The organism is Microbispora hainanensis, assembly GCF_006874475.1.
Classification (GTDB): domain Bacteria; phylum Actinomycetota; class Actinomycetes; order Streptosporangiales; family Streptosporangiaceae; genus Microbispora; species Microbispora hainanensis.
In genome coordinates this window covers 48,738-61,985 of record NZ_VIRM01000057.1, presented here as the reverse complement: position 1 = coordinate 61,985, position 13,248 = coordinate 48,738, and the positions used below count along the sequence as shown (strand labels likewise).

The 13,248-nt window shown below is 70.8% G+C and carries 13 protein-coding genes, 1 pseudogene and 1 riboswitch; of the genes and pseudogenes, 7 read left to right on the top strand and 7 right to left on the bottom strand.

The window, feature by feature from the left end:
- Positions 1 to 1,148: pseudogene (locus tag FLX08_RS33340) on the top strand (RNA-guided endonuclease InsQ/TnpB family protein); the annotation flags it as partial.
- Between the two features lie 74 nt (positions 1,149 to 1,222).
- A complete protein-coding gene (locus FLX08_RS33335) occupies positions 1,223 to 1,471 on the top strand; it encodes a hypothetical protein (RefSeq protein ID WP_142624234.1) in 249 nt (82 codons plus the stop codon).
- A gap of 14 nt (positions 1,472 to 1,485) precedes the next feature.
- Here FLX08_RS33335 and FLX08_RS33330 read toward each other — a convergent pair whose 3' ends face one another.
- The 5 genes from FLX08_RS33330 to FLX08_RS43115 all read right to left on the bottom strand — a co-directional run bounded on the left by FLX08_RS33330 (position 1,486) and on the right by FLX08_RS43115 (position 5,299).
- Positions 1,486 to 2,229 carry a sirohydrochlorin chelatase gene (locus tag FLX08_RS33330; protein WP_142624233.1) on the bottom strand — a complete coding sequence of 248 codons (744 nt, stop codon included), beginning with the start codon at positions 2,227 to 2,229 and terminating at the stop codon, positions 1,486 to 1,488.
- Positions 2,229 to 2,957: a phosphoadenylyl-sulfate reductase gene (locus FLX08_RS33325; RefSeq protein WP_142624232.1), complete on the bottom strand. Its 729-nt coding sequence runs from the start codon at positions 2,955 to 2,957 to the stop codon at positions 2,229 to 2,231. The genes FLX08_RS33330 and FLX08_RS33325 overlap by 1 nt, the downstream gene beginning before the upstream one ends.
- Positions 2,958 to 3,018: 61 nt before the next feature.
- Positions 3,019 to 3,174 (bottom strand): Insertion element protein, encoded by a 156-nt coding sequence (locus FLX08_RS33320; RefSeq protein ID WP_142569992.1) that lies wholly within the window; start codon positions 3,172 to 3,174, stop codon positions 3,019 to 3,021.
- Positions 3,171 to 4,853: a nitrite/sulfite reductase gene (locus FLX08_RS33315; RefSeq protein ID WP_142624231.1), complete on the bottom strand. Its 1,683-nt coding sequence runs from the start codon at positions 4,851 to 4,853 to the stop codon at positions 3,171 to 3,173. Before FLX08_RS33315 ends, FLX08_RS33320 begins: the two co-directional genes overlap by 4 nt.
- A gap of 311 nt (positions 4,854 to 5,164) precedes the next feature.
- Positions 5,165 to 5,299, bottom strand: a complete 135-nt coding sequence (locus tag FLX08_RS43115; protein WP_280117148.1) for a hypothetical protein — start codon at positions 5,297 to 5,299, stop codon at positions 5,165 to 5,167.
- 272 nt (positions 5,300 to 5,571) lie between these two features.
- On the opposite strand from FLX08_RS43115, the gene FLX08_RS33310 reads away from it, so the two are divergent.
- The 5 genes from FLX08_RS33310 (at position 5,572) to FLX08_RS33290 (ending at position 11,558) form a co-directional block, all read left to right on the top strand.
- Positions 5,572 to 6,537, top strand: coding sequence for a YihY/virulence factor BrkB family protein (locus FLX08_RS33310; protein ID WP_244313087.1), 966 nt, complete (start codon positions 5,572 to 5,574; stop codon positions 6,535 to 6,537).
- Positions 6,538 to 6,569: 32 nt separating this feature from the next.
- Entirely contained in the window at positions 6,570 to 8,000 is a 1,431-nt protein-coding gene (locus tag FLX08_RS41655; RefSeq protein WP_208761811.1) for a serine/threonine-protein kinase, read from the top strand.
- 25 nt (positions 8,001 to 8,025) lie between these two features.
- Positions 8,026 to 8,127, top strand: a riboswitch (ZMP/ZTP riboswitch).
- 9 nt (positions 8,128 to 8,136) lie between these two features.
- The gene (gene glyA / locus FLX08_RS33300) at positions 8,137 to 9,414 is read left to right on the top strand and encodes a serine hydroxymethyltransferase (protein ID WP_425280660.1); all 1,278 of its coding nucleotides are present in this window, start codon (positions 8,137 to 8,139) and stop codon (positions 9,412 to 9,414) included.
- A 269-nt stretch (positions 9,415 to 9,683) separates the two neighbouring features.
- On the top strand, positions 9,684 to 10,838 hold the full coding sequence (gene rsgA / locus FLX08_RS33295; protein WP_142624228.1) for a ribosome small subunit-dependent GTPase A: 1,155 nt from the start codon (positions 9,684 to 9,686) through the stop codon (positions 10,836 to 10,838).
- Positions 10,839 to 10,886: 48 nt separating this feature from the next.
- Complete coding sequence (locus FLX08_RS33290; RefSeq protein WP_167530669.1) at positions 10,887 to 11,558, top strand: phosphoribosyltransferase; 672 nt, start codon at positions 10,887 to 10,889, stop codon at positions 11,556 to 11,558.
- A gap of 87 nt (positions 11,559 to 11,645) precedes the next feature.
- On the opposite strand, the gene FLX08_RS33285 is transcribed toward FLX08_RS33290, so the two are convergent.
- Together FLX08_RS33285 and FLX08_RS33280 are read right to left on the bottom strand one after the other, a co-directional pair.
- A complete protein-coding gene (locus tag FLX08_RS33285; RefSeq protein ID WP_076434697.1) occupies positions 11,646 to 11,960 on the bottom strand; it encodes a WhiB family transcriptional regulator in 315 nt (104 codons plus the stop codon).
- A 116-nt stretch (positions 11,961 to 12,076) separates the two neighbouring features.
- Positions 12,077 to 12,982: a sucrase ferredoxin gene (locus FLX08_RS33280; RefSeq protein WP_142624227.1), complete on the bottom strand. Its 906-nt coding sequence runs from the start codon at positions 12,980 to 12,982 to the stop codon at positions 12,077 to 12,079.
- Positions 12,983 to 13,248 lie beyond the last annotated feature (266 nt).

The window sequence follows — 13,248 nt, the reverse complement described above, 5'->3', positions numbered from 1 at the left end:
GCGTTGGCCAGGGCGTTCGGGTGCGCGCGGACGGTGTTCAACGACGGGTTGCGCCTGCGGCAGGACGCCCACATGGCCGGTCTGCCGTACATCCCGGACGGCGAGCTGTCCAAGCGGGTCATCACCGAGGCGAAGAAGACCCCGCAGCGCGCCTGGCTGGGCGGGGTGTCCGCCGTGGTGCTCCAGCAGGCGCTGGCGGACCTGAACGCCGCCTACCGCAACTTCTTCGCCTCGATCACCGAAAGCGGAAGGGGCCAAAGGTGGGCCCGCCTCGGTTCCGGTCCCGCAAGGACAACCGGCAGGCGATCCGCTTCACCCGCAACGCCCGCTTCCAGGTCACCGTGGGCGGGAAGCTGCGCCTGCCGAAGATCGGCGACGTCACGGTGAAATGGTCCCGCCGCCTGCCGTCCGAGCCGTCGAGCGTGACCGTGGTCAAGGACGCGGCAGGACGGTACTTCGCCTCGTTCGTGGTAGAAGTCGCCGCCGAGCCGCTGCCCAAGACGGCCGACGAGATCGGCATCGACCTGGGCCTGACACACTTCGCGGTGCTGTCGGACGGCCGGAAGATCGACAACCCCCGGTTCCTGCGCAGGGCTGAACGGCGGTTGCGCAAGGCGCAGCAGGCCCTGTCCCGCACGGCGAAGGGGTCGAACAACCGCACCAAGGCTGTCGCCCGGGTCGCTCGTACTCATGCTCGGGTGGCTGACGCGCGCCGGGACTTCACACACAAGCTCTCCACCCACATCATCCGCGACAACCAAGCGGTGGTCGTGGAGGACCTATGGGTGAAGGGCCTGGCCCGCACCCGCCTGGCCAAGAGTGTGCATGATGCCGGATGGTCGGCGTTGGTGAACATGCTGGAGTACAAGGCCGCCCGGTACGGCCGGACCCTGGTGAAGATCGACCGCTGGTTCCCCAGCTCGAAACTCTGCTCGGCGTGCGGGGCGCTCGCCGGGTCCATGCCGCTGCACATCCGGTCGTGGACCTGCCCGTGCGGAGCATCGCACGACCGGGACGTCAACGCCGCGCGCAACATCCTCGCCGCCGGACGGGCGGAGAGGCTAAACGCCTGCGGAGGGACCGTAAGACCCGCCACCCAGCGGAGGGCAGGACCCGGTGAAACAGGAAGCCACAGAGGTGCCGCATAACGCGGCACGGGCTGAATCCCGGCCTTAGGCCGGGGAGCGCGTCAACCGAAGTAACCGCCAAGCGTCTGGAGGAGATGGTGAGCACCATTCAGGACTTCGATTACCTCGGCGAGAAGTACTTCTCCCACTGGGTCGACAAAGGCCGTGAGGAGGGCCGCGCGGAAGGCGAGATCAACTCGATTCTCGCGGTGCTCGACGCCCGTGGCCTGGAGATCTCCGACGAAGCGCGTGAGCGGATCCGCGGGTGTGAGGACCTGAGCCAGCTCGGCATATGGGTGCGCAGGGCGGCCACCGTCACCTCGGCCGACGATCTTTTCGCCTAGCTCCGGCAGCGTGGTCAGGCGGCCGCGGAGGCGGCGCGTACGGCCTGGGCGTGGCGTTCGAGCAGGAGCGTGACCAGTTCGGGAGCGGGCCCGAGGACGGCGGCCACGGCGTGTGCCCCGGCCTCCAGGGTGTCGCGCTCCACCATGTCGGCGAAGTAGCCGGGGGCCAGCAGGTAAGGGGCCACCACGACCTTCGGGGCGCCCGCGCGCGTCAGCCGTACGACCTCGTCCCGAGGCGTGGGCGCGGCGGCCGAGGCGTAGGCGGCGCTGACCGACCACCAGGGGCGGGTGCGCGCCCACTCGCGGGCGACCGCGGCGATCGTCGCGTTCGCCCGGCGGTCGCTGGAGCCGGCCGAGACGAGCACCACGGCGGTGTCCGGGTCGCCGATCTCCACGCCGGCCTCGGAGAGGCGGCGTTCGAGTGCCCGGACGAGCAGAGGGTGCGGGCCGAGCGTGGGCCCGCAGACGGCCCGCAGCAGCGGCGTACGGCCGGCCGCCTCCCGCAGCGCCGCCGGGATGTCCACCCGGCTGTGGTAGGCGGCGGTGAGCAGCAGGGGGAGCACGACGGCCTCGTCCAGCCCCGACAGCGCCTGCGGCAGCGACGGCGTGGCGTGGTCGAGATAGGCGGCGCGGACGTCCAGGCCGGGCCGAGCCTGCCGTACGCCGTGGAGGAGCGCCTCCACCGTCGCGGCGGCGCGCGGGTCGCGGGACCCGTGCGCCACCGCGATCAGCGGCGCGCCTGTGTGCGGGACGGTCATCACAGGTGGATGCCGCACTCGATCTTGCCGAGGCCGGCCCAGCGGCCGCTGCGCGGGTCCTCGCCCGGCGCCACCCGCCGGGTGCAGGGGGCGCAGCCGATCGAGGGGTAGTCGTCGTAGTGCAGCGGGTTGATCAGGACGCCGTTGTCGGCGATGTAGTTGTCGACGTCCTCCTGGGTCCACCGGGCGATGGGGTTGATCTTCACCATCTGCCGCTTGGCGTCCCACTCCACGACCTTGGTGCTCGCCCTGGTGGGCGACTCGTCGCGGCGGATGCCCGACACCCAGGCGAGGTACGGCTCGAGCGCCCGGTTGAGCGGCTCGACCTTGCGCAGGTAGCAGCACAGGTCGGGGTTGCGCCCGTACAGGCGCGGCCCCAGGTCGCGGTCCTGTTCCTCGACGGTCCTGGACGGCTTCACGTTGATCACGTTGACCTTGTAGACCGCCTCGACCGCGTCCCGCGTGCCGATGGTCTCGGCGAAGTGGTAGCCGGTGTCGATGAACAGCACGTCGACGCCGGGCTTGACCCTGCTGACCAGGTCGATCAGGAGGGCGTCGCTCATCGACGAGGTGAGACAGAGGCGGTCGCCGAAGGTGGCCGCGGCCCAACGGATGATCTCCCGGGCGGGCGCGTCCTCAAGGAAGCGCGCCGCGGACTCCACGATGCCCTGGAGGTCCAGCGTCACCCGCTGCCGCTCCAGTCCTGCCTCTATCTCCGCCACCGACATTGTTACTCCTCACACGTCGTTCATTGATTCATCGAATGATCGGATGAAAAGCCCTTGAGGATTACGAACGCACGCCGAGGCCGAGGAATTTCACCCGGAAGGCGCGGGCGCAGGACCTGCAGTACCATCCGTGGCTCTCCTCCTCGGTCACGTAGGGCTCCAGGTCCTCCTCGCCGCAGTACGGGCAGTAGAAGGGCGCGGCGCGCTCGGTCGTCATTTGAGGTCGGCCTCGTCGGCGCGCTGGACCCATTCGGCGAAGGTCTCGCCGTCGTTCTTCTGCTTCTCGTAGTTGCGCACGACCCGCTCGACGTAGTCGGGCAGATCCTCGGCGGTGGTCTTGAGACCGCGGACCTTGCGGCCGAAGCTCGGGTTCAGGCCGAACGTGCCGCCCAGGTGGACCTGGTAGCCCCCGACCTGCTCACCCTTGTCGTTGACGACGAGCTGGCCCTTCAGCCCGATGTCCGCCGTCTGGATGCGGGCGCAGGAGTTCGGGCAGCCGTTGAGGTTGATCGTCAGCGGCTGGTCGAAGTCCGGCAGACGCCGCTCCAGCTCGTCGATCAGCTCCGACGCGGCGTTCTTGGTCTCGACGATCGCGAGCTTGCAGTACTCGATGCCGGTGCAGGCCATCGTCTGGCGGCGGAAGGTGGACGGGTTGACCCGCAGGTCGGCCGCCTCAAGCTCGGCCACGATCGACTCCACCTGGTCGGGGGCGACGTCGAGGATGACCATCTTCTGCTCGATCGTGGTCGCCACCCGGGTGCTCCCGTGGCGCTCGGCGATGTCGGCGATCCGGTGCAGCAGGTCGCCGCTGAGACGGCCCACGCGGGGTGCGAAGCCCACGTAGTAGTTGCCGTCCCGCTGGAGGTGGACGCCGACGTGGTCGCGCCGGTCCCCTCGCGGCGCCGCGGGAGCCGGGCCGTCGGGCAGCTCGTACTTGAGGTATTCGGTCTGCAGCACGTCGCGGAACTTCTCCGCGCCCCAGTCGTTGACGAGGAACTTCAGCCGCGCCCTGCCCCGCAGCCGCCGGTAGCCGTAGTCGCGGAAGATGCCGGCGACCCCGGCCCACACCTCGTGGGCCTGCCCGGGCCGGACGAACACGCCGAGCCGCTTGGCGAACATCGGGTTGGTCGACAGGCCGCCCCCCACCCACAGGTCGAAGCCGGCCTCGCCCTGTTCGTTCACCACGCCGACGAACGAGACGTCGTTGATCTCGTGGACCGTGCAGTGGGCGGCGCAGCCGCTGATCGCGGTCTTGAACTTGCGCGGCAGGTTCGAGAACGCCGGGTCGCCGATGTAGCGCTCGCGGATCTCCCGGAGCTGGGGCCGCCCGTCGATCACCTCGTCGGCGTCGATCCCGGCCAGGGGGCAGCCGAGCATGCCGCGTGGCGTGTCACCGCACGCCTCTGTGGTGGACAGGCCCACGGCCTCCAGCCGCTCCCACATGTCCGGCACCGACTCGATCTCCACCCAGTGGAGCTGGATGTTCTGCCTGTCGGTGACGTCGGCGGTGCCCCTGGCGTGCTCGTTGGAGATGTCGGCGATCACCCGGAGCTGTTCGAGGCTGAGCTGGCCGCCGTCGGTCCGGACGCGGATCATGAAGTAGCGGTCGTCGAGCTCCTCGGGCTCCAGGACGGCCGTCTTGCCGCCGTCGATGCCCGGCTTGCGCTGCGTGTACAGGCCATACCAGCGGAAGCGTCCGCGCAGGTCGGCGGGGTCGATGGAGTCGAAGCCGCGCTTGGAGTAGATGTCGATGATCCGCTGGCGGACGTTCAGCCCGTCATCGGCCTTCTTGTTCTCCTCGTTCTTGTTCAGCGGCTCACGGTAACCGAGAGCCCACTGACCTTCGCCGCGCGGGCGCTTGTGGTGGCGGTTCGCCGGGCGGGCCGGAGTGCTCATGGGCACACGTCCTTCTCCGAGGCTCGGTCTGAGATCGGGTTTCGGCGGACACCGGCGCAGGCGGCCTCTCACCTCGCCGTCGAGTGTGAGGGCATACGAAAACGACGCCTGGCCGAGCGCCCGGATGGATCAGCGGAGGGGCGACGGTCAGCCGGCGTCGATACAGATCGCGCTACGGACACGCAGGAGATCGACGTGGCGTCGCACGACGAGCAACGGGTCCGCTGGCATGTCCCAAACGATACCTCTGAGATCCTGGATGTCCAAGTTCGTGTCCAGGATGCGGGATTGTGACGGCAATGTAACGCGGGTCAGCCCTTGCGGACCCAGTTCACCGGCGGTTCGGCCTCGTGCTCCTTCTTGGACGGCTCCTGATGCTGGCAGTCGCACCAGGACCCGCCGCGGCACTCCTCGTGCCGGCGCTCCCTGCACGCTCTGCAGATCATGTCTCCATTGTGAACGCCATGCTGCGGACCGAGCGAACCGGAGGGGCGCGCCGCCGGTCTGGACTGAGCCGCCGGTCTGGACTGAGGAGCGCGCGGGAGCGAAGCGACCAGAGCGCGACGCGGGAAGTGCCCATGGCGCGCCTGCGGCACGACCGGTTCTCGCGAGCAGGGGGCGGGGGCCCCTATTCTGGGCGGCGACAATCCGCCCGCAGGCCACGTACTAACCGCCGCGGCAGCGGGTAGAGCCCAGTTCTCATGACCGGTTGGGTGCCATGACCTCCACGGACGCGCCATCGCGCAGGCCGCGGCTTACGCGCAAGGGCATGGCGCTCGCCCGGGCCCGGCTCACCTGGCTGCGCGAGACGAACGTCTGGGCCCTGGTCAAGGCGACCACGATGGCGGGCGTCAACTACCGGGTGACCGGCCTCGCGGGCGAGGCGGCGTTCTTCGCGCTGCTGTCGCTGCCGCCGTTCGTGCTCGGGCTGCTCGGTGTCATGGGCCACCTGAGCGGGCTGCTCGGCCCGGCGGCCATAAACGAGATCAGGCGCTGGGTCGTGGACCAGTCCGAGCTGCTGTTCACGGACAACACCGTCCAGAGGGTCGTCAAGCCGCTGCTCGCCGACGTGCTGAGCGGTGGCCAGGTCTCGCTGATCTCCGTCGGTTTCCTGCTGTCGCTGTGGTCGGGCTCGCGGGCCCTGTTCGTCTATGTGGACCTGATATCCATCGCGTACGGCCTGGGGGAGACCCGGGGGATCATCCGCACCCGGGTCATGTCGTTCGCCCTCTATATCGCGGCGCTGCTGATCGGGCTGGTCGTCATGCCGATCCTGGTCATCGGGCCCACGCTGATGTCCACCGCCCTGCCCAGGTATGCCGCGCTGGTGACGATCTTCTACTGGCCCGTGCTCGTGATCGGCTCGGTGCTGATGCTCACGCTGCTCTATCACGTGAGCGTGCCGCACCGCACGCGCTGGTGGCGCGAGGTGCCGGGGGCCGTGCTGGCGCTGCTGATCTGGATCGTGTGCGCCGCGTTCCTGCGCGAGGTGCTGGCGGCCTGGTTCACCCCGCTGTCGATCTACGGCTCGCTCGCGGCGCCGATCGCCGTGCTGCTGTGGCTCTACATCACCGCGCTCGCCGTGCTCATCGGGGCGACGCTGAACGCGGAGGTGGACCGGCTCTGGCCGTTGGGCGGCGCCAGCCGGCGCGAGCACCATCACCGCAAATCCGGCAAAGGCTGATCCATCCCGACAGCGGTGGCAGGATGGCTTCGATGGACGCGCAGCCTTCCGCCGGCGACCCCACCACGACCCACCGGCGCACGATCGGCCCCTACGTCCCCGTACGCCGCCTGGGGGAGGGCGGCATGGGCATCGTCTATCTCGCCACGGACCCGCGGGGCCGTCAGGTGGCGCTCAAGGTCATGCGGCCGGAGCTGGCCGCCCAGGAGGAGTTCCGGGCCCGGTTCCGCAAGGAGGCGGAGGCCGCCCAGCGGGTCGCCAGGTTCTGCACGGCTCCGCTCCTCGACGCCGGTCATGACGGCGACCGGCACTACCTCGTCACCGAGTACGTCGACGGCCCCGATCTGTCGTCGGTGATCGACGCGCAGGGCCCGCTGGCCGGCTCGAACCTCGACGCGCTCGCCGTCGGCGTCGCGACCGCCCTCGCCGCCATCCACGAGGCGGGGATCGTGCACCGCGATCTCAAGCCGTCCAACATCCTGCTGTCGCCCCTCGGCCCCCGGGTGATCGACTTCGGCGTGGCCCAGCTCGCCGACACGCTCGCCGAGCGGACCGGGACCGTGATCGGGACGCCCAGTTACATGTCCCCCGAACAGGCGCGCGGGGAGCCGGTGTCCTCCGCGGCCGACGTGTTCGCCTGGGGCTGCGTGATCGCGTACGCCGCGACCGGCAGACCGCCGTTCGGCGGCGGCGCGGCGCCCGAGGTCCTCTACCGGGTGGCGCACCACGTGCCGCACCTGACCGGGCTCGACGAGCGCCTGCGGTCCCTGGTCGAGCAGGCGCTGGACAAGGATCCGGGCCGGCGGCCGAACGCCCAGCGGCTCCTCGACCGGCTGCTCGGCCGGGAGGAGGTGGCGGTCGAGGCCGCCACGAGGATCGTCAGCGACATCTGGGCGGCCCCCGCCCAGACGACCCTCCGCGCGGAGGGCGCGGCGAAGGCGGACGGCGCGGGAACCGGTACGGACAGGCGGGGCGGCCGCCGCTGGGCGCCGGTGGCGGCGGTCTGCGGGGCGCTCGCGGTGTCGGCGGCGGTTCTGCTCGTGGCGTTACGCCCCTTCGGCGGCGGGGGGACGGAGCCCAAGGGCCCGCTGACGGCCCGGGACGCCGCGTTCAACGGCTCCTCGCTCCACCTGACCGTCGACGCGGTCCGGCGGCGGGGGACCTCGGTGAGCGTGCAGCTGACGGTCACTCTGAAGGACGGGCACCAGTGGTGGCCGAAGGATCTGTTCGGCGACCAGGTGTCGGACGCCGCCCTCGTCGATCCGCCCAGCGGCTCCAAGTTCACGCCCGCGCGCAGGGACGGCGGCTGCCTGTGCAGCACGCTTCCGGCCCAGTGGCTGCAGCCGAGCGACGTGATCCCTCTGTACGCCACGTACACGGGTGTCCCCGAGGACCTGGAGACCATCGGCCTCGACGTCCCGGGGTTCGGGCTCTTCGCCGACGTGCCCGTCTCGTCGGAATGAGGGGGGCCTCCCGCTCCGATAAAGTGGGGAAGGTCGCGACTGGCGCTGACGTGCTCCTGTGGCGCGTCGCTAGGTGGGGCACCACCGGGGAGCGAATTCGCGGAGGCCGTGCGCCTGGGTCGCCGCCGCCGTCGACGTGGAGAAGGAAGGCGCAATGGCTGAGAACTCGCTGGACGTCGTCGATCCCGAGATCGCCGAGCTGATCAGGGCGGAGGAGCGGCGGCAGGCCGACACCGTCAAGCTGATCGCGTCAGAGAACTACGTGTCCAGGGCCGTCCTGGAGGCGACCGGAACCGTCCTCACCAACAAATACTCCGAGGGCTACCCGGGCAAGCGCTACTACGAGGGCCAGCAGGTCATCGACCAGATCGAGACGCTGGCGATCGAGAGGGCCAGGTCGGTCTTCGGCGTGAGCCACGCCAACGTCCAGCCCTACTCGGGCTCGCCCGCCAACCTCGCCGTCTATCTGGCGTTCCTGAACCCGGGCGACACCGTGCTCGGCATGGGCCTGCCGTTCGGCGGCCACCTCACCCACGGCTGGTCGGTGTCCGCCACCGGCAAGTGGTTCAACTCGGTCCGCTACGGCGTGCGCCGCGACACGGGCCGTATCGACATGGACGAGGTGCGCGCGCTGGCGCTGGAGCACCGGCCCAAGCTGATCTTCTGCGGCGGCACCGCGATCCCGCGCACGATCGACTTCCCGGCGTTCGCCGAGATCGCCAAGGAGGTCGGCGCGGTGCTGGCGGCCGACATCGCCCACATCGCGGGCCTCGTCGCCGGCGGCGCCCACCCCTCGCCGGTCGGGCACGCGGACGTGATCTCCACGACCACCCACAAGACGCTGCGCGGCCCGCGCGGCGCGATGCTCATGGCGAACACCGACGAGGTCGCCAAGGCGCTCGACAAGGCCGTGTTCCCCGGCCTTCAGGGCGGCCCGCACAACCACACCACCGCCGCCATCGCGGTCGCCCTGCACGAGGCCGCCCAGCCGGAGTTCAAGGCGTACGCGGCGCAGATCGTGAAGAACGCCAAGGCGCTCGCCGACGAGCTGCTCGCCCGCGGGTTCGACCTGGTCTCCGGCGGCACCGACAACCACCTGATCCTGATGGACCTCACGTCCAAGGGCGTCGGGGGCAAGCCGGCCGCGCAGGCCCTCGACCGGGCGGGGCTGGAGACCAACTACAACACCGTGCCGTTCGACCCGCGCAAGCCGTTCGACCCGTCCGGCATCCGCATCGGCACGCCGTCGGTCACCTCCCGGGGGATGGGCGAGGCCGAGATGCGCCAGATCGCGGCGTGGATGGACGAGGTCGTCACCGCCGTCGCCAAGGGCGACGCGGAGGACGTGATCGCACGGGTGCACGGCGAGGTCACCGAGCTGACGAGCCGGTTCCCCGCGCCCGGCCTGTCCTGATCGCCGGAATCGTCGAGCGACGGCTCCCCCGCCCTCACGAGCCGGGGGAGCCGTTTCCTCGCACGCCGCGGGCCGGGACGGATTAATCGGTTGCGCGGGGCCGCGGGGGCGCTGCTAGTGTTCCCCCATCGCCGCCGTCGCGCGGCCAGGACCAGGGAGGTGAGGACTATGCGGGTCTTTCTGACGACCATGCCGTCCGTCAACTCCCGGGTGCCCGCCTAGGCTCTTCTCGCTGGGACACCCGGTTTCCCGAAGGGTGTTCACCAGCAGTGTTCAACGATCTTTCTTTTCTCGGCTGGCACGACGGGCTCGCGGAGGAGCTCCCCGACCTGCCCGGCGGCGTCACGCCCGCGCGCGTGGCCCGGGTCGACCGGGGGGCCGCCGAGGTCATCGCCGCCGACGGAACCCATCAGGCGCGGTTCGGCGCCCGTGTACGCAGGGCCGCGGCGGCCGATCCACTGGAGCTTCCGTGCGTGGGGGACTGGGTCGCGCTCGCGCGGCTCGACCTGTCCTCGTCCAACGGAGGCCACTACGAGCTGGCCGAGGTGCTGCCCCGCCGTACGGCCTTCGTGCGGGGCGGCGTGAGCCGCGACTCGCGCGGAGGGCTGTCGGGCGACGGCCAGGGCCAGGTGCTTGCCGCCAACGTCGACGTGGTCTTCGTGGCCGAGCCGTCCATGCACGCGACGCCTCCCGAGGGGCTACGGGGGGTCGTCCCCCCGGGCAAGCACAGTGCGGATCTCGGCAGGATCGAGCGCCTCGTGGCGCTCGCCTGGGAGAGCGGCGCCCGTCCGGTCGTGCTCGTCACCAAGGCCGACCTCTTCGACCAGGGACTGGACGATCTCCTCGCCGACGTCGCGGCGGCGGTGCCGGGCGTCGACGTCCATCCGGTCTGCTCGCTCACCGGCGACGGCGTCGACCTGGTGCGCGCCCACCTCGGCCCCTCTGGGACCGCGGTGGTCCTCGGCCCGTCGGGCGCGGGCAAGTCCACGCTCGTCAACGCACTCGCCGGTGCGGAGGTCATGGAGACCCAGCAGGTCAGGGCCGCCGACGGGCGGGGCAGGCACACGACCGTCCACCGGCAGCTCATCCCGCTGCCCGGCGGCGGGCTCGTCATCGACACGCCCGGCATCCGCCGGGTCGGGCTGTACGAGATGAGCGAGGGCGTCGACCTGGTCTTCTCCGACATCGAGGAGCTGGCCGAGGGCTGCCGTTTCTCCGACTGCCGGCACCAGTCGGAACCGGGCTGCGCGGTGCTCGCGGCGGTCGAGTCGGGCGAGCTGCCCGAGCGGCGGCTGGAGAGCTGGAACAGGCTCCAGCGCGAGGCCGCCTGGATGGCCCGCCGCACCGATGCCCGGCTGCGTGCCGAGCAGACCCGCAAATGGAAGACCATTCACAAGCAGATGCGGGGAATGAGCCGCCCGTAGGCCCAGGTGCGTCCGATTCTGGGCGGGTATGACCGGGGCGTGAAGACAATGCGGGTGCGGCTGCCGTACGCCGACCGCGCCGAGGCGGGGGCGCTGCTCGCCGAGATCCTGCGGGACATGAACCCGCGGGATCCGGTGGTGCTCGCCCTGCCGCGCGGCGGCGTCGCGGTGGCCGCGCCGATCGCGGAGCGGCTGCGCGCCCCGCTCGACGTGCTGGTGACCCGGAAGATCGGGCATCCGGCCCGGCCCGAGCTCGGAGTGGGCGCGATCGCGGAGGGCGGGCTGCTCGTGCTCGACTACGAGATGCTCGACCGGCTCGGCCTTGAGCCGGAGGACGTGGCGGAGGTGGTCGGGCGGGAGCGGCGTGAGCTGGCCAGACGGGTGCGGGTCTACCGGGGAGACCGGCCGCTGCCGGAGCTGCGCGGCCGCGACGTGATCGTGGTGGACGACGGCCTGGCGACCGGGGGAACGGCGCGCGCGGCGCTGCGGGCCGTACGGGCGCTCCAGGCGGGGCAGGGCCGGGTGATTCTGGCGGTGCCGGTCGCCGCTCCGGAGACGGTGGCGGCGTTGCGGGGCGAGGCGGACCAGATAGTCGTGCCGGTCACACCGGAGAACTTCCGCGCGGTGGGCCAGTGGTATCGGCGGTTCGACCAGCTCACCGATGACGATGTGCTGGGCCTGCTGGCCGAGGCGGGGCGAGGAGGAGCGGATGACACCTGAAGGGCGCTCCGCGTGCGCCGTCGCCCAGGCCGGGGGACGGGACGCGAAGCGCCCAGCGGTGACGCGTGTCGGGGAAGGGGGAAATGCTCAGGCGACAGCGCTGATTCCGGCGCTGGCGGCGCGGCGCATACGACGGCGACGCTCCGATGCGCGCTCGTCCTCGTTGAGGCCACCCCACGTGCCGTACTTCTCCGGGCGGGAGAGCGCGTAGTCGAGGCACTCCGCTCGCACAGGACACTGAGCGCAGATGGCCTTGGCCTTGCGCTCCCGGATGTCGCGCTCGGGCTGACGCTCGCCGTCAGGACCGAAGAACAGCACCAGGTCCTCTCCCCGGCACGCGGCATCATCCTGCCAACCCCAGCTGGGGCGCGGGCGGGCGAGCTGCCGACGTACCTGAGACATGAGAAACCACCTTTGGTGAGAGGTATTTCAGTGTTTGTGCCGCATTGGACGCTTGTGGCATCCCTTGTGCCAACGCCGGGATAGGCCGTGGTGTTCCCGGCTCCGGGGCGGAGCCCTCAGGTCAACACCGGCGTGAGCTCGCTCAGCTCGGCCAACCTGTAGGTCGGGATTCCGTCGGCGCAGAGCGACCCGCACGGTGCCGTGAACACCGTGGGTTCGACCACGACCCGAAACCGCGACGTCCCACGCTCCGTCGTGCAGCGCACGACGCAGATCGTGGAGTCGTCAACCGACCGGGAGGATTCCACGGCCACCCCGCCGACCGAGATCTCGCCGGTATGCGCCCGGACGAAGTGCTCGGCGGCCTGCAGTGGCTCAGGGATACCCGCGCGTCCCCGGAAACGGTCGAGGACGACCTCGCCGTGCCGGTACGCGTTTGCCGCCGCGATCGCAGCAGCCTGAGACATGCTGCCGTAGTAAAGCCCGTGTGGCAAGCATACGAGGTTGGCGGCGTATCGATCGCCGCCGACATGTGTGGTTTCCCACACTTCGCCGGGCAGGTTCTCGTCGAGGAACCGCGCCAGCGGGAGTCCGAGACGCGCACAGCACGCGTTGTGCCGGCCGTGCGTGCAGACCAGGTACATCGGCTCGTTAACCAGTATGCAGGACTCCGGAACCACTCCGTGCACGAGAGCGCCCAGGTCAAGATCGTCGGGGCGATCCAGGAAGGCCTCGGCGAGCCACGGATCGTCCACCGCGCAGGCGGCGACGTAGACGTGCAGGGGGCGCGTGGCGGCCCCGCGGCGGCCGGGCCGGCGGATGAGTTGCGGCCGGATGTCAAGAGCCCTGGCGCGGGAGATCAGCCGGTGGACGTCGTCGGGCAGGCGGCACTCCTCCAGCTCCGCGGCCCAGGGCCCCGCGTGCTCGATCAGCAGCCAGAACCGGCCCTTCTTGGTCGCGCTCGCGAGGATCGGCGCCTCCCCTGTGTGGCAGGCGGCGGGGTGCTCGCACCCGTTGGCCATCCGGTCCCGTCCTTCTCTCGCGTTTCTTAGGTAAGACTAACCTTAACCAATGGCGCCGAGGGTCACGGGAGCGGGCCGGTAAATCTCCGTTAAATCCATAAATGTCCGGATGATGCCGGTATGGGTGGCGCGGGCCGAGCGCGGGCGGGGACGGCGGAAAGGGCCGGGCGGCGCTCGGGAGCGGGCGAGGGCGGGGACGGCGGAAAGGGGCCGGGCGGCGCTCAGGAGCGGGCGAGGGCGGCCTCAGTGACGGGGAGGGCCGGGGT